The organism is Mesorhizobium qingshengii, from assembly GCF_027563465.1.
Taxonomy (GTDB): Bacteria; Pseudomonadota; Alphaproteobacteria; order Rhizobiales; family Rhizobiaceae; genus Mesorhizobium; species Mesorhizobium qingshengii_A.
In genome coordinates this window covers 100,964-116,438 of sequence record NZ_JAPFQA010000004.1, presented here as the reverse complement: position 1 = coordinate 116,438, position 15,475 = coordinate 100,964, and the positions used below count along the sequence as shown (strand labels likewise).

At 63.6% G+C, this 15,475-nt stretch carries 12 protein-coding genes; 4 read left to right on the top strand and 8 right to left on the bottom strand.

Annotation, left to right across the window (positions count from 1 at the left end; genetic code table 11):
- From OOJ09_RS11825 to cpaB, 6 genes are read right to left on the bottom strand one after another with little or no spacing between them, the layout of a single operon-like run.
- Positions 1-966: a type II secretion system F family protein gene (locus tag OOJ09_RS11825; protein ID WP_269905387.1), complete on the bottom strand. Its 966-nt coding sequence runs from the start codon at positions 964-966 to the stop codon at positions 1-3.
- 4 nt (positions 967-970) lie between these two features.
- Positions 971-2,392 carry a CpaF family protein gene (locus tag OOJ09_RS11820; protein WP_269905386.1) on the bottom strand — a complete coding sequence of 474 codons (1,422 nt, stop codon included), beginning with the start codon at positions 2,390-2,392 and terminating at the stop codon, positions 971-973.
- Positions 2,389-3,603 (bottom strand): AAA family ATPase, encoded by a 1,215-nt coding sequence (locus OOJ09_RS11815; protein ID WP_269905385.1) that lies wholly within the window; start codon positions 3,601-3,603, stop codon positions 2,389-2,391. The genes OOJ09_RS11820 and OOJ09_RS11815 overlap by 4 nt, the downstream gene beginning before the upstream one ends.
- A gap of 34 nt (positions 3,604-3,637) precedes the next feature.
- A complete protein-coding gene (locus tag OOJ09_RS11810) occupies positions 3,638-3,907 on the bottom strand; it encodes a hypothetical protein (RefSeq protein ID WP_269905384.1) in 270 nt (89 codons plus the stop codon).
- A 4-nt stretch (positions 3,908-3,911) separates the two neighbouring features.
- The gene (locus OOJ09_RS11805) at positions 3,912-5,330 is read right to left on the bottom strand and encodes a type II and III secretion system protein family protein (protein ID WP_420107509.1); all 1,419 of its coding nucleotides are present in this window, start codon (positions 5,328-5,330) and stop codon (positions 3,912-3,914) included.
- Positions 5,331-5,389: 59 nt separating this feature from the next.
- Positions 5,390-6,316: a Flp pilus assembly protein CpaB gene (cpaB, locus tag OOJ09_RS11800; RefSeq protein WP_269905383.1), complete on the bottom strand. Its 927-nt coding sequence runs from the start codon at positions 6,314-6,316 to the stop codon at positions 5,390-5,392.
- Between the two features lie 237 nt (positions 6,317-6,553).
- On the opposite strand from cpaB, the gene parE reads away from it, so the two are divergent.
- Positions 6,554-8,608 carry a DNA topoisomerase IV subunit B gene (gene parE / locus OOJ09_RS11795; RefSeq protein ID WP_269905382.1) on the top strand — a complete coding sequence of 685 codons (2,055 nt, stop codon included), beginning with the start codon at positions 6,554-6,556 and terminating at the stop codon, positions 8,606-8,608.
- A 200-nt stretch (positions 8,609-8,808) separates the two neighbouring features.
- Positions 8,809-10,845, top strand: coding sequence for an FUSC family protein (locus OOJ09_RS11790; protein WP_269905646.1), 2,037 nt, complete (start codon positions 8,809-8,811; stop codon positions 10,843-10,845).
- On the opposite strand, the gene OOJ09_RS11785 is transcribed toward OOJ09_RS11790, so the two are convergent.
- Complete coding sequence (locus tag OOJ09_RS11785; RefSeq protein WP_269905381.1) at positions 10,842-11,963, bottom strand: DUF2336 domain-containing protein; 1,122 nt, start codon at positions 11,961-11,963, stop codon at positions 10,842-10,844. The two genes, OOJ09_RS11790 and OOJ09_RS11785, sit on opposite strands and share 4 nt — an antisense overlap.
- Before the next feature lie 151 nt (positions 11,964-12,114).
- Here OOJ09_RS11785 and OOJ09_RS11780 point away from each other — a divergent pair, with 151 nt between their 5' ends.
- A complete protein-coding gene (locus OOJ09_RS11780; RefSeq protein ID WP_091575212.1) occupies positions 12,115-12,567 on the top strand; it encodes a MaoC family dehydratase in 453 nt (150 codons plus the stop codon).
- Positions 12,567-13,448: an HpcH/HpaI aldolase/citrate lyase family protein gene (locus OOJ09_RS11775; RefSeq protein ID WP_269905380.1), complete on the top strand. Its 882-nt coding sequence runs from the start codon at positions 12,567-12,569 to the stop codon at positions 13,446-13,448. The genes OOJ09_RS11780 and OOJ09_RS11775 overlap by 1 nt, the downstream gene beginning before the upstream one ends.
- Before the next feature lie 2 nt (positions 13,449-13,450).
- Here OOJ09_RS11775 and OOJ09_RS11770 read toward each other — a convergent pair whose 3' ends face one another.
- Entirely contained in the window at positions 13,451-15,352 is a 1,902-nt protein-coding gene (locus tag OOJ09_RS11770; RefSeq protein WP_269905379.1) for a CASTOR/POLLUX-related putative ion channel, read from the bottom strand.
- Positions 15,353-15,475: the final 123 nt, after the last annotated feature.

Here is a 15,475-nt window from a genome sequence, read left to right as displayed (position 1 = left end):
TCAGAACCGGAAATTCGACATCTTGAACATCATCAGATTGCCCAGCATCAGCCATGTGACCGACCCGCCAATCAGGTACCAGGTTTTCGGCACACCCCAGACGTCGCGATAAAACTCAGGCATCAGCGCCATGATGGCGGCAAACAGCAGTGCCGGGATCGCCGTCAGAATATAAGCCGACATGCGGCCTTCGGTCGAAATAGCCCGCACCTTGCGCCGCAGCTTGCCGCGCTCGCGGATCGTCGCCGACAGGCCATCGAGGATCTCGCGCAGATTGCCGCCCGAACTGGTCTGGATCGAGACGGCGGTGACGAACAGCGGCAGGTCCTCATGGCCAACCCGGTCGAACAGCGAGTTCAACGCCGAAACCAGATCGGATCCATAGGTCACTTCGTCGGCGATGACGCCGAACTCGGTGCCGATCGGGTCGGGCATCTCACGCGACACCATGGCGATCGCCACCGGCACCGGATGGCCGGCCTTCAGGCCGCGCGTGATCAGTTCCAGTGCCTCCGGCAGTTGCACGCCGAACCGCTTCAGCCGGCGCTTGCGCATGAAACGCATCGTCATTATCGGCAGCACCGGCACCAGCACGACAAACAGCACAAGCCCCATCAACAGCGGCAAGCCATACCAGATCGCGACCAGAGCGGCGCCGAATGCCGCGCCGGAGGTGATCATCAGGAATTTCGGCTGCGGCATGATCATGCCAGACTGGGTGCGTAGCGCACGAAACCGGTCCGGCGAGAACAGCGATGTCCCCGCATCGAGGCCGCGCTCCTTGCGCAGCTGGATCAGCACCTGCTCCTGGCTGATCTTGTTTCCCTGCAGCTTCATGCGCCGGTTGATGGCGGTCCGCTTGTCGCTGCGGCCAGCGTAAAGCAGATAGCAGGCCTCGGCGATCAGGATGCCGGCAAGCGCCGCCGCGGCATAGATCACATAGATCGCGCTGAACCCGTCGAACACGTGGCTACTCCTGCGGCCGGCCGGGTTCGAAGTATCGCCCCGGGAATTCGATGCCCATGGCGCGCAGATCCTCGAGAAAACGCGGCCGGATGCCGGTCGCCTCGTAGTAACCGAGGATCTTGCCGTCGGCCTCCATGCCGGTGCGCACGAAGCGGAAGATCTCCTGCATCTGGATGACGTCGCCTTCCATGCCGGTCACCTCGGCGACGCTGGTCACCTTGCGCTTGCCGTCGGACAGGCGCGTCAGCTGGACGATAAGGTCGAGTGCGCTGGCGATCTGGCTGCGGATCGACTGCACCGTCATCGGCATGCCGGTCATGCCAAGCATCTGCTCAAGACGCGAAATGGCGTCGCGCGGCGTGTTGGCATGGATGGTCGCCATCGACCCTTCGTGACCGGTGTTCATTGCCTGCAGCATGTCGAAGGCTTCTTCGCCGCGGCACTCGCCAAGAATGACGCGGTCGGGACGCATGCGCAGCGCGTTCTTGACGAGATCGCGCTGCTTCAGTTCGCCATGGCCTTCGATGTTGGCCGGGCGCGTCTCCATGCGCGCGACATGCGGCTGCTGCAGCTGCAACTCGGCCGCGTCCTCGATGGTGATCAGCCGCTCGTCTTCGGGAATGAAGGCCGACAGCGCGTTGAGCATGGTCGTCTTGCCGGTGCCGGTACCACCCGAAATGATCGTCGTCTTGCGGGCGTGGACCGCCGCGGCCAGCACTTCGGCCATGTTCTGGGTGATGGCGCCGAATTCGACCAGCTTGTGCAGGCCGAGCTTGTTCTTGGAGAACTTGCGGATCGACACCAGCGGACCGTCGACGGCGACCGGGCGGATGGCGGCGTTGAAACGCGAGCCGTCCAGCATGCGCGCGTCGACCATCGGCTGAGATTCGTCGACGCGGCGGCCGACCGCTGCGACGATCTTATTGATGATGCGCAAGAGATGCGCCTCGTCCTTGAACGGAATGTGAACCTGCTGCAGCTTGCCCTTCTTTTCGACAAAGCAGTTCTGATGGCCGTTGATCAGGATGTCGTTGATGTCGGGATCCTTGAGCAGCGGCTCCAGCGGACCGAGACCAACCATCTCGTCGACAATGTCGTCGACCAGCGCGCCAAGCTCGGCGGTGTTGATCGCCATCCGCTCCTGCTTCGTTTTTTCCGACACGAAATCATGCACCTGGCGGCGCATCTCATCCTTGGGCAGACGCTCCAACGCGACAAGATTGATCTCCTCGAGCAGCAGCCGGTGGATGCGCACGCGAGCATCGAGCACCTTGTTGGCATTCTTCGCAGGTGCTGCTTCCGGCTTTGCCGGCAAGGCCTTTCGGCTCGTCGGAATGACGACGGCATGATGCGCGACCGGCGTTGGCTCGACGGCGCGCTGCGGACGCGCGTCGCGGTTCTGCAGGGTGGAGAAGCGGCTGCTCATCCTGCCTTCCTCTTCAGCAATTCCCTGCCCATGCCAAACAGCGAACGCGATTTCGTCCGGGTTGGCACCGCTTCCTCTGGCAGGATGATCTTCTTCAGATCGTTGATGACATTGGCGTTCGGATCGATCTCGTGCAGCGGCACGCCGCGGTCGACCGCTTCGCGCACCAGACGGTAGTTGTTCGAGATGCCGCCGACGAAATGCTCGCCAAGGATCTCCTGGACGTCGGCCTGCTTGATGCCATTGTCGAACATCTTCTGCTCGAAACGGTTGACGATGACGTTCGGCTTCACTTCCTTGCCCACGGTCTCGTAGACCGCCTGGATCAGCCGCTGCGTGTGGCGCAGGCACGGCACCGTCATTTCGGCGACGATGTAGAGCTTGTTGGAACCGAGCAGCACGGTCTCCGTCCAAGGAAACCAGGTGCGCGGCATGTCGATGACGACATTGTCGAAATAGGCCGAGACAAGATCCAGCATCCGCACCACGACATCGGTCTTGAACGAGCGCATCTCGGCGGGATGCGTCGGCGCCGCCAGCACGCAAAGCCCGCTGGCGTGCTTGGACAGCATAACGTCGAGCAGTTGCCGGTCGAGGCGCTCGGGCTGGTTCTCGATCTCGGTGATGTCGAAACGCGGTTCGAGGTCGAGATATTCGGCGCAGGCGCCCTGCTGGAAATTGAGGTCGACCACGCAGGTCGAGGCGCCGCGCGTTACCGAGTGATGCAGCTGGAAAGCGGTCTGCAGCGCCAGCGTCGTGGTCCCGACGCCGCCCGCGGCCGGCATGAAGGTGTAGATCTGCGACTCGGTGTTTTCCTCGCGCCCAGGCCCTTGCAGCGCACGGACGACGGAGCGCACGAGGTCGGCGGTGCCGATTGGCTTGACCAGGAAATCCGCGACCTTGAGCTGCACGAGGATGCGCACCGCGGCCGCGTTGAACTCCTGGGTGACGACGACGACAGGCGCCTTGCCCTCCAGCCGGCGCATGATGCGCTGCAGCGACTCGACCTCCTCCAGCCTTGCCGCGTCCATGTCGACGATGATGACGCCGAAGTCGGCCTCCTGGATCTCGCCGCGCAGCTCGCTGACATTCTTTTCCACGGTCGCGAGCTGGATGATCTCGGAGGCGGCGAATGCTGTCCGCGTATCCTGCACAAAGGTCCTGTCGGTCGATACGAGCAGGATCTTCCTGGTCTTGGTGCCGTTTGCCATTCTTGTCAGCCTGTCAGGTCAGTCGACCGTTGGATCAGTTGGTTGTGGTAGTCTGTGACGCCTTCGCACCGGCCGCCTGATCGGGGGTGACGGCCGCCGCGCTGCCGCGCTGGGCGGGCACCAGGAGCCTGGTGTTCTGGACGCCGTATTTCCACGGATCGACCATCTGCATGACGGTGTTCGCGGCCTGCGCGTTGCCGGCCTCCGTCGTCACCCCTTCGCTGCGCACATAGTCGTCGCTGGTGCAGCCGGTGGCGAAGCCGGCAAGCAACAAGGTGAAGCACAATCCTCGAACCTGACGCATGACTTCAATCCTTTGGCAGGTCGAGGAAATGGCCGGCCGTGGTGGCCGCCGCGGGTTGCATGACACGGCCATCAGCCAGCGCGACAGTGCGGCCGGGATCGGAGCCCTTCACTTCCTCGGTGTTGTTGAGGAAATAATCGACGTTGCTCGCCGGCTGCGTGCCGTCGGTCGGTTCGACGAGCTTCTTCGACGGGTCGACCGGTTTGACCAGGTAGGGCGTGACAATGATGACGAGGTCGGTCTCGCGCCGCTGATAGGATTTCGACGAAAACAGCGCCCCGAGCACCGGCATCTTGCCGAGGCCGGGAATGCGCGACGTGGTGATGTCGTTTTGCGACTGCAGCAATCCGGCGATCATGAAGCTCTGGCCGTTCTTCAGGTCGACCGACGTCTTGGCGCGGCGCACGATGAAGCCGGGCACCGAAATGCTGCCGATGTTATAGGAGGCCGAGGCGTCGATCGAGGAGACTTCCGGCGCGATGTCCAGGCTGACCAGCCCATCCTTGAGCACCGTCGGCGTGAAATCCAGGCTGACGCCGTATTTCTTGTAACTGACGGAAATCTTGCCGTTGTCCTCGGAGACCGGGATCGGGAATTCGCCGCCGGCGAGGAAGCTGGCCGTCTCGCCGGAGCGGGCGATAAGGTTCGGCTCGGCCAGCCGCCGAGCCAGGCCGCGCTCTTCCAGCGCCTTGATGGCGATATCGATCGATACGCCATTCGACAAAAGCCGGCCGATGATCTCACCGGTGCCGGCGGCCGGCACCGAACCCGGATCGAGCGTGACGTCGCGCCCGCCGATGCCGTAGGCGAAATTGGCGCTGTATTTGGCACCCAGATCCTGGCCCGCCTGCCGATTGATCTCGACGAAGCGGACATTGAGCTGAACCTGCTGCGATGACGAGATGTTGACCGAGTTGATCACTTCCTCGTTGCCGGAAAACCGCGTCGCGATCTTGTTCGCCTTTTCGGCGGCGACCGCGTCATCCGCCTCGCCCGACAGCACAACACGGCCATTGGCCGAGCCGACCTTGATCCTGGCGTCCGGCACGCTGGCGCGGATGGTGCTCGCCAACTGGTCGGTGTCGAGCGTCACCTCGATGTCGATGGTGCCGACAAGCTGCTTGTTCTGATCGAACAGGGCAACGCCGGTGGTGCCGAGGTTGTTGCCAAGCACATAGAAGGACTTGTCGGTCAGCGGATTGACGTTGGCGATCTCCGGATCGCCGATGACGATCTGGTAGAAGGCGGCACTCGTCATGATCGTCTTCGGCTTGCCCTTGGCCACCTTTATCGAGGCATTCTTGGTCGACGAAACATAGACGATGTCGTTGTCGGCCCTGGCCGAGGCGCCGAAAGCCAGCATCGCTACAGCGGCCAGCGAAGCCGCGACAGCCAGGGTACGCAAAACGCGCAACCTTCCCATAGTCCCATACGTGTTCAGCCCGAGCATTGTCCCGTCCCTCACCCAGTCCCCACTGGCTTCTATTTCTGGTCCCGCGAAGGAACCTGGTATTCCTCGGCCTGCGTGCCGCGCGTTACGATAATCGTCTTGAACCTTGGCTTCTCCGGCTCTTTCGGCATGGCATCGAACAGCGATCCTGCCGCCGCCTTGACGTTGGAAGCCACCGACCCGCCGAAGGATGAGATGGTGGTGACGCCGTTGCTGCCATCGCCGCCTTCGCTGGCCGAGCGAAGCGACAGCGACAGCGTGCCGACGGTGCGGGCAAGCGCCACTTTCTGCGCGCCGTCGGTCGTCACCTCGATGGTCACCGAATTGGCAATCTGCGGCGTCGTCTGGCGCACGTCCGCGCCCTGCCCGACGCTCAGCACCTTGGCGTCGGCGACGACGATCTCGGAGGTGATCGTCGAACCGGCCGCCCCTTGCGCGTTCTTGGCCACCTCCTGGATTTCGCCGGCGTCGCGCGTCAGCACGACATCGACGCGGTCGCCCGGGGTGACGAAGCCGCCGACACCGGCAATCTCGTCGGTGCGGATGGTCACCGCCCGCATTCCGGGCGTCAGCATGTTGGAAAGCGTCGCGCGGCCATTTGCCCCCGACAGCTTGGTGAGCAGCACCGGTTCGTTGACCTCGATCGGCGACAGCACCACGCGACTGCCTTCGCCAAGCAACCCGTCGATGGTGGCAAAGGCGCCTTGCGGCAAGGAATCCTGCGGCCAGGGGATTTCGCTGAGCTTCGCGCGGTCGAGTTCCATGCCATAACGCAATGGGGCACTCGCCACCACGATGGTCTTGAACTCGATCCTGGGTGCCGCGGGAGGGGCGATCGACGCCGTCTTCTCCTCGGAATCGGTCCTGGCCTGGCTCTTGACCCAGAAATCCGCGGCAAAAATCGAGATCGCGCCGAAAACGGCAGCGATGCCGATCATCGTTATGGCCTTGCCCCTCACGCCGAAACCCCTGATGCCCGTAGTTTCTTGTTTTGTTGGGCTCACGCTAGGCGGCATTGTTAAAGAATCAGGAATCCCGGGCGGCGGCATCGGACCTATTTCCGCCGACTTGGTTATCGAATGGTTTTGGGTTAAGAGGAGGCAAATCCCCGAACGGAACAGGAACCTCGGTCGCTTGGCGCTGAAAAGCGTGGCAGTATCCCGAGGTGATTCGCGGCACCGGACTCTATGGCAGGCATGGACGACAACAACGATCTTTTCGGCAATCTGAACAAGCAGCCTCAGCCGGTTCGCACACCGGCGCGCCCGGCGGACCCGCTGGTGCAAGCCACCAAGCGTCCCGCCGCGACCAAGGATGGCAGCGAAGGCTATAGTGCTGCCGACATCGAAGTGCTGGAAGGGCTGGAGCCGGTACGCCGCCGGCCAGGCATGTATATCGGTGGCACCGACGACAAGGCGATGCACCATCTGTTTGCCGAGGTGATCGACAACTCGATGGACGAGGCCGTCGCTGGCCACGCCACCTTCATCGATGTCGAACTTTCCGCCGACGGCTATCTCGCCGTCACCGACAATGGCCGCGGCATCCCGGTCGATCCGCATCCGAAATTCAAGAAGCCGGCGCTTGAAGTGATCATGACGACGCTTCATTCGGGCGGCAAGTTCGACTCAAAGGTCTACGAGACCTCGGGCGGCCTGCATGGCGTCGGCGTCTCCGTGGTCAACGCGCTGTCGGACCATCTCGAGGTCGAGGTCGCGCGGGGGCGGCAGCTTTATCGGCAAAAATTCTCGCGTGGTGTTCCAGTGACCGGCCTGGAGCAACTCGGTGAGGTCCATAACCGACGCGGCACAAAAATACGGTTCCATCCCGACGAGCAGATTTTCGGCAAGGGCGCCGCGTTCGAACCGGCGCGGCTCTACCGCATGACGCGCTCGAAAGCCTATCTGTTCGGCGGCGTCGAAATCCGCTGGACCTGCGATCCGTCCCTGATCAAGGAAAAGGACCAGACGCCGGCCAAGGCGGAATTCCATTTTCCCGGTGGCCTGAAGGATTATCTCAAGGCATCGCTCGGCGACGACTTCCAGGTGACGCGCGAGATCTTCGCCGGCAAGAGCGACAAGCAAGGCGGCCATGGCTCGCTCGAATGGGCGGTGACCTGGTTCGGTGGCGATGGTTTCATCAATTCCTACTGCAACACTATCCCGACTGGTGAAGGCGGCACCCACGAGGCCGGATTCCGCAATGTGCTGACGCGGGGCCTGCGCGCCTATGCCGATCTCGTCGGCAACAAGCGCGCCTCGATCGTCACCTCGGAAGATGTCATGATCTCGGCGGCGGGCATGTTGTCGGTGTTCATCCGCGAGCCCGAATTCGTCGGACAGACCAAGGACCGGCTGGCGACGATCGAGGCGATCCGCATTGTCGAGAGCGCGATCCGCGATCCGTTCGACCATTGGCTGGCCGACAATCCGCAAGAGGCCTCGAAGCTGCTCGAATGGGTGATCGCCCGCGCCGACGAACGGGTGCGCAGACGCCAGGAAAAGGAAGTGTCGCGCAAGAGCGCGGTGCGCAAACTGCGGCTGCCGGGCAAGCTCGCCGACTGCACGCAGAATGCCGCCGCCGGCGCCGAACTCTTCATCGTCGAAGGTGACTCGGCCGGTGGCTCGGCCAAGCAGGCGCGTGATCGCGCCAGCCAGGCAGTGCTGCCGCTGCGGGGAAAAATCCTCAACGTCGCCAGCGCCGGCAACGACAAGCTCGCCGGCAACCAGCAGATTTCAGACCTGATCCAGGCGCTCGGCTGCGGCACACGGTCGAAATACCGTGATGAGGATTTGCGCTACGACCGCGTCATCATCATGACCGACGCCGACGTCGACGGCGCCCACATCGCCTCGCTGCTGATTACCTTTTTCTACCAGGAGATGCCGGCCCTGGTACGTGGTGGCCACCTCTTCCTGGCGGTACCGCCGCTTTACTCGATCAGGCAAGGCGGCAAGGTTGCCTATGCCCGTGACGACGCGCACAAGGACGAGCTTCTGCGCACCGAATTCACCGGACGCGGCAAGGTCGAGCTTGGCCGCTTCAAGGGGTTGGGCGAGATGATGGCCTCGCAGCTCAAGGAAACCACCATGGATCCGCGAAAGCGCACGCTGCTTCGGATCGACGTGATCGATGCCGAGGCGGCAACCAAGGATGCGGTCGACGCACTGATGGGCACCAAGCCGGAAGCCCGCTTCCGTTTCATCCAGGAACGCGCCGAATTCGCCGAGACGGAAGTGCTGGACATCTGAACATCGTCTGCTCTAGCGGTTCATCGTTTCACGGAAACGCCGAGCCGCTCTATCTCTTTGTTTTGACGCAATTCCCAAGGGAAAGCGCCGTGCGCTTTTCCCAGGAAAACCGTTTCACACTTTTCCTGGAATTGCTCTAGCTTGTCGGCGTCGGGTGCGGAGATCAGCGATTGACCTGGGACCGGCTGCGCAGCGGTATTATGGCGAGGCTTGCCGCCCTGACCCAGCCGACGCGCTCGGACTGGATTTTCGCGCTCCGCACCGTTTCGGCCGGCTTGATGGCGCTTCTGGTCGCCTACGCCCTCAAGCTCGACCACCCGCAATGGGCAATGATGACCGTGTTCATCGTCGCCCAACCCGTTGCCGGAATGGTTCTTGCGAAAGGCTTCTACCGGTTGCTCGGCACGCTTGCCGGCGGCGTTGCTGCGATCGGCTTTACCACGGTCTTTGGCACCAACCCCTGGGTGCTGGTGACCGTGCTTGCCGTCTGGATCGGCATTTGCACCTTCGTCTCGTCGCTGCTGCGCAATCCCGAAGCTTACGGTGCCGCCCTTGCCGGCTACACCGCGATGATCATCGGCTTGCCCTCCTTCGGACAGCCGCACCTCGTTGTCGATCTCACGGTCGCGCGTTGTGCCGAAATCGTGCTCGGTATCGTCTGCGCCGGCCTGACCAGCCGGCTGATCCTGCCAAGACTGGCCAGCGACGCCATCATCTCGCGGCTAAAGCGCTGCATTCTCGATCTCGCCACCTATGCCGGCGGCGCGTTCTCCGGTGGCGATGCGGCGACGCTCTCCGGCCTGCATCGAAAGCTGGTCGCCGACACCCAGACACTCGGCGAGATGCGCGCCTATGCCAGGCTCGAAGCGCCGAGCTTCGCGCCGCGCGCCCATCCGGTCCGGCGCACCATCGGACAACTGCTCTCCGCCCTGTCGGCGGCTCGCACGCTCCATTCTCACGCCGCTCCAAGGAACGCGGCACTCCTACCGGTGCGCTCAGAGTTGCAGGCCCTTGTCACCGAGCTGGCGGCCAGGCCGGGCGCGCTTGACGACACGGCGCCCTGGGTGGAACGGCTCGATGCGATCTCGGCCAAGGCACGGCAGATGCCCGAGGAATCGGTCGACCAGGGGGATGACAGGGTCGGCACCGTCACCCGCCTCATCATCGCCGCCGATTTCGCCGAGGCCCTCAAGCAGGTGCTGCGCGGTCTCGATGCCCTGCGCGCGCCTGTCGCGCGCCCGGCACGGAGCAGCAGGCAGCCCGCGCTGGTGGTGCACCGCGATTACCCCGGCGCATTGCGCAATGCCGTACGCGCCGCCCTCGCGACGCTGCTGGTCGCGGCTTTCTGGCTGACGACCAAATGGACGGAAGCCGCCGGCACCGTCATCCTCGTTGCCGTCGTGTCGAGCCTGTTTGCCGCGCGGCCGAACCCGGTCCAGGTGTCCTGGGGCTTCTTCAAGGGAACGCTGCTCGCCTTGCCCTTTGCCTTTCTCGTCGGCCAGATAGCACTGCCCGCACTGCCCGGCTTCGGCTGGTTCATGCTGTTTGTCGTGCCCATCCTGGTGCCAACGGCCCTGGCCATGGCCAATCCGCGCTATGTTGGTGTTGCGACGGCCTTCGCCATCAACTTCCTCGCCTTCCTCAGTCCGCATCAGGCGATGACCTATGATCCTGGCCCGTTCTTCGCCGGATCGGCGTCGATCCTGGTCGGTATCCTGCTGGCAATCGGTGTCTTCATCATCGTGCTGCCCGCCAATCCGTGGCTGGCGGCCAACCGCATCGTGCGCGCCATGCGCGAGGATCTGGCGCGGCTTTGCCTGCATGAGCGCGTGGCGAGGCGGTCGGCCTTCGAGAGCCTTGCCTATGACCGCATCAACCAGCTGATGCCACTGGTGCAGAATGCCGGCAGGAAAGGCGATGCGGTTCTTGGCGGCGGCGTCGCCGCCGTCACGGTCGGCCTCGAAATCCTGCGGCTGCGTGGCGCAAGCCAAGGCCAAGCCATCCCATCCGAGACCGCGCTTTCGATCGCCGACTTCCTGAGAGGGCTGGCACGCGAACTGCTCTTCCGCGCCCCCGGCGATCCGCAGACGGCGACCGTTGCCGTCGCTCGCCAATATGCAGCGGCTATCGCCCGGCGAAACGACGCCGGTGAGTTGCTGCAGATCGCTGCATCGCTGCGCATCATTGCCGCCGCGATGGACGATTTCCCGGACTTTTTCGCGAAGGATAAAGGTTAAGCCGCCGCGATCGCCAGCGCATGGCCGCGCGCATTCTCGCGCAGCGCATCGAGATGGATCGACTTGACCAGGGCGGCGAGATCGCCTTCCGCCGACTGTCCGCCCAGTTCCTTGAGCATCAGCCAGCTCACCTCCTGCACTCCAGCGACGCGCTTGCCGTTGGCGACCTCGCGCCAGATCTTGAGCGCGCGCAGGATGATGGCATGCGTGGCGGCGGCGAGGCCGGCGCTGCGAAACAGCGCCTGCAAAGCCACATCCTGCCCGCCGGCCAGCAACGCCCTTACCCGTTGTTCGGACTGCTGGCTGAGCGCGACCAGCGCCGAGCCGAAGAAATCGACCTTGCCGTGGGCGATGGTGCGGATGAGGAAGCTGGCGGTGAGATCGCCGCGCAGGCGCAGATGTTCGATCAGCGCCGAATGTTCTTCCTGACGCGTGCCCTCGATCAGCGTCACCGACGCCTTGATGCAAGCGTCGCGCATGACCCGGTCGGCCCGGGCGGGCCCCATCAACGCCATGACCAGCAGCGACGTCTTGAGCATTTCACCGAGCTTGACGAGCAACATATGCCGGCAGTCGGCAGGCAGGCGGGCATCCGATATCAGCGCCTCGCGCACCAAAGGCAGGTGCCCATGGCGTTCGGCCATGCGGCGGAAGCTGAGCGAAGCGATGTCGGCGCCGCTGTTGGCGAGCAACACGACACAGGCTTCCGCCTCGCCGATCTCGGCGATGGCCGCCGATAGCGCCATCGAGACGAGCGGCCGATCGGCGATCAATTTTTGCGTCACTTTCGGACTGCTGGCCACGCGGTTGATCAAATCGGCGTCGGTGAGCAGCGGCGAGCGCGCCAGCACCACGCCGGCGACTTCCGGCTGGTCGGACGCCAGCGCGCTGATGATCTGCAGCGGCGCGTGGTGGCTCATGGACAGCGCGTCGGCCATGGCCAGCCGCACCTTTGACGAGGCGTCGTCGAGCAGCAGCGTCAGCGCCGCCTCGGCGGCGCAGCGATCCTCGAAAGGCAGGTCGGAATTGACATAGGCTCGAGCCAGCGCGTTGGCCGCGGCCGCGCGCTCCGAGACCCTGGCCGTGCAAATCCATCTCAAAAAATGCGAAACAACCATGCCACCCGCCTACGCCCCGTATCAGAATGCTCTTGGCCCCGTGGAGACGGTAGGCAGAAATGGTTTACGAACGGTTCACCATGTTCATTAACTGGCTTGCGAGCGTGGTTTGCAGCGCTTATCAACCGTCAAGCAGCGGAGGAGAGGGAAAATGGCCGGGCTTTATCTCCAGGAATTCGTCGTCGGCCACGTCTTCCAGCACACACTGCGCAAGACCGTCACCGAGAGCGACAACATGCTGTTTTCGGTGATGACGCTCAACCCGCAGCCGCTGCATATCGATTTCGACTTCGCCGCCAAAAGCGAGTGGGGCAAGCCGCTGGTCAACTCGCTGTTCACGCTCGGCCTGATGATCGGCATTTCGGTCAACGACATCACCGTTGGCACCACGGTCGCCAATCTCGGCATGAAGGAAACCGTGTTTCCGCATCCGGTTTTTCATGGCGATACCATCCGCGTCGAAACGACGGTAATTTCGGTGCGTGAATCGAAATCGAAGCCCGATCGCGGCATCGTCGAGTTCGAGCACCGGGCCTACAACCAGCATGGCGACCTTGTCGCCAAATGCACCAGGCAGGCCATGATGCTGAAAAAGGCGGCCTGATGCGTTCGCTGCTGTTCGTCCCCGGTGATTCGGAGAGGAAGCTGGAGAAGGGCTTTGGCGCCGGCGCCGACGTTGTCATCGTCGACCTCGAGGATTCCGTGGCGCCCCGAAACAAGGCGCTGGCGCGCGAGATCGCGGCACGTTTCATTGCCAGCCACAGGACGCAGACCGGCTCGGCGATCTATGTCAGGGTCAACGACCTCTCGACCGGGCAGACCGATGATGATCTGGCGGCGCTCGTTTCAGCCAGGCCCGACGGGATCATGCTGCCGAAGTCGAACAGCGGCCAGGATGTGCAGCATCTCTCGGCAAAGCTCAGGGTTCACGAGGCCGAAAACGGACTGGCCGACGGCGCGATCAAGATCCTGCCGATCATCACCGAAACACCGGCGGGCGTGCTGGCGGCGGCGACCTATGCCGGGGCAAGCGCGCGGCTCGCCGGCCTCACCTGGGGGGCCGAGGACCTGTCGGCGGCGATCGGCGCGCGCTCCGCACGCGACGAGCGCGGCCGCTACACCGATGTGTTCCGCCATGCTCGCCTGACGACCATCCTTGCGGCGGCCGCCGCGGAAGTCGCGGCGATCGATACCGTCTTTCCGAATTTTCGCGACATGGCCGCCTTCGCAGCGGAATGTGCCGAAGCGGAGCGGGATGGCTTCACCGGCAAGATGGCGATCCACCCCGATCAGGTGCCCGTCATCAACGCCGCTTTCACGCCTTCGGCGGAGGCGGTGAAACACTCCCAGGCAATCGTCGACGCATTCGCGGCGGCGGGCAATCCCGGCGTCGTCGGCATCGACGGCAAGATGGTCGACCGACCGCATCTGCGCTTGGCCGAACGGCTTCTGGCCCGCGCCAGGGCAGCCGGGATTTCAGCCTAGTCTCAGTCCCGCGCCAGCACGATGATCCGGTCCTCCGGCAGAAAGGTCAGTGCTTCCGATTTCAGCGGGTTGACGGTGACGCCGCCCAACGCCCGCTGGTCGGTGTCTCCGGCGCGGATGCGTCGGTGACCTATGGCGATTTCACCGCGCAGCCGCGCCGATTCCGCGATTGTCCAGAACGTCAACGGCCGGTCGATGGCGACATAGTCGGCGACCGGGCGCATGTAGATTTCGGAGCCCTCCTCGTCGAGCAGGTCATCGAAGATCCCGGCGAGGTACGGGTTCTCGGACGACTGCGACAGCATCAGGCTGACCAGCCGGTTGCTGACGACGAAATCATCGGCCTTGGTCACCGCCGCCAGCTCCCGGTTGCGCACGTCGATCATCTCGCTGACGATGCTGATATGCAGACCGGCATCATCCGCGATCTTGCGCAGATGCAGCAACGTCACCAGCGTACGCGTATCGGCGGGCTGCGCTGCCATGGTTTCACTGTAGCCGAGCACCAGCACATGGTCGTAGGAAGGCACGTCCAGGCTTTCCAGCGCGGTGCTGCTCGACGTGTCGGTGATATGGCAATCAACCGACAGATTGTCGCCGGCGACCGGCAATCCGGCAACTTCCCGCTCGAGACCGGGCGTATCAGCAGCGATGGTCAGGATCGAACCAGGCGCAACGTAGCGCGACAATTCATAGGTAATGATCGGACCGCGCCGGTTCCAGCCGAGGATCAGCATGCGCTCCGGCTTCGCCTCGACGGACCGAGGACCGCGGATCGCCGCCGCGTCGATCTTGATCCCGGTGCTTCCCAACTTTATCGCCGCATCGTCCTCGGCGATGATAATCGCGCGCATGTCCTTGCCGATCACCAGGTCCGACGGCGGGTTGAGACTGACGCGCCCCTTTTGGTCGCAAAGTCCGATCAGCGCGCAGTGCTCATACGCCATCACCGCCTCGCCGAAGGTCTTGCCGGTGAGTTCCGGCTGCTCGGTCGTGTAGATTTCGCAGCCGTCGAAATCGAGCAGCTCAGAATAGACGCCGCTGAGCCCCGACTGCCGGCTCGAATGCACGACGATGCGCGAGATCAACTGGTCGGCCAGCACGAGTTGCACCTCGGCGCCGCCGACGACGCGAGCGACCTCGGCGTTCTTGCCATCGCGGATCTCGGCGGCGATGTTGTAGGGGTCGGTGCGCCGGTTCGGATCGTTGACCAGCGCCAGCACCGTCTTGATGACCTGCGAATCCGGATCGTCGCCGTCCGGCGACAGCACGATGACCGACCGCGAGGTCTGCGGATTGACGATGGCCAAATCGTAGAGATCGGTCGGGTCGCCGCTGCGGCAGATGATGCGCGTGTTGCCCAGTTTGCCGACCTTGGCCGCGATCTCGTCCTCCATCTCGACCTTGTCCATATTGGCCATGATGACGATGCGTGGACGGCGGCGGCTGGCATTGGCGATGACGAGTTCGGAGATGACGTCGAAGATCGACGGCGACCAGTTGAGGATGATGGTGTGATCGGTCTCCAGCACCCGCGAACGACCCTTGCGCAATTCATCGAGCTTGCTGTCGACACCGGCGCTGAGCACGCCGATGAGAGCCGACACGACGAAGATGCCGGCAAGCGTGACCAACAGCATGACAAGACGGAAGGCCCAGCCCGTGTCACCGCCCATCGTGCCGGAATCGAGCGTGCGCATCAGCGCTTCCCAGAACGCTTCGAAAAAGTTCAGCGGCTCGCCGCCTTCGGGCGCGATGCGGGTCACCGCGAGGAACCCCGCTGCGGCGATGATGATCAGCAGGGAAACGACGGCGAGCCAGCCGATCAAAGCGATCGGGCCAGCGGCCATGCTCTTGTCAAACCCGTAGCGCAGCCGGGTTCCCAGCGAGTCTCGTTTCTTCATGTCGCCGGCGCCCCGCACTATCCCCAAGGTCGATGCGCCAACCCCAACGCATCGCCGAAGCCGCTCTCTTAGCCTGTGTTTTAAGAAAGGGGAATCGCTTTCGCTTTCTCACGGCCGATCGCG

Excerpts from the sequence above, each read along its gene's own strand:
- OOJ09_RS11775 (WP_269905380.1), top strand. The coding sequence starts at position 12,567 with ATGCGTTCGCTGCTGTTCGTCCCCGGTGATTCGGAGAGGAAGCTGGAG.
- OOJ09_RS11780 (WP_091575212.1), top strand. The coding sequence starts at position 12,115 with ATGGCCGGGCTTTATCTCCAGGAATTCGTCGTCGGCCACGTCTTCCAG.
- OOJ09_RS11770 (WP_269905379.1), bottom strand. The coding sequence starts at position 15,352 with ATGAAGAAACGAGACTCGCTGGGAACCCGGCTGCGCTACGGGTTTGAC.
- OOJ09_RS11790 (WP_269905646.1), top strand. The coding sequence starts at position 8,809 with ATGGCGAGGCTTGCCGCCCTGACCCAGCCGACGCGCTCGGACTGGATT.
- OOJ09_RS11785 (WP_269905381.1), bottom strand. The coding sequence starts at position 11,963 with ATGGTTGTTTCGCATTTTTTGAGATGGATTTGCACGGCCAGGGTCTCG.
- OOJ09_RS11805 (WP_420107509.1), bottom strand. The coding sequence starts at position 5,330 with ATGGGAAGGTTGCGCGTTTTGCGTACCCTGGCTGTCGCGGCTTCGCTG.
- OOJ09_RS11815 (WP_269905385.1), bottom strand. The coding sequence starts at position 3,603 with ATGGCAAACGGCACCAAGACCAGGAAGATCCTGCTCGTATCGACCGAC.
- OOJ09_RS11820 (WP_269905386.1), bottom strand. The coding sequence starts at position 2,392 with ATGAGCAGCCGCTTCTCCACCCTGCAGAACCGCGACGCGCGTCCGCAG.
- OOJ09_RS11810 (WP_269905384.1), bottom strand. The coding sequence starts at position 3,907 with ATGCGTCAGGTTCGAGGATTGTGCTTCACCTTGTTGCTTGCCGGCTTC.
- parE (WP_269905382.1), top strand. The coding sequence starts at position 6,554 with ATGGACGACAACAACGATCTTTTCGGCAATCTGAACAAGCAGCCTCAG.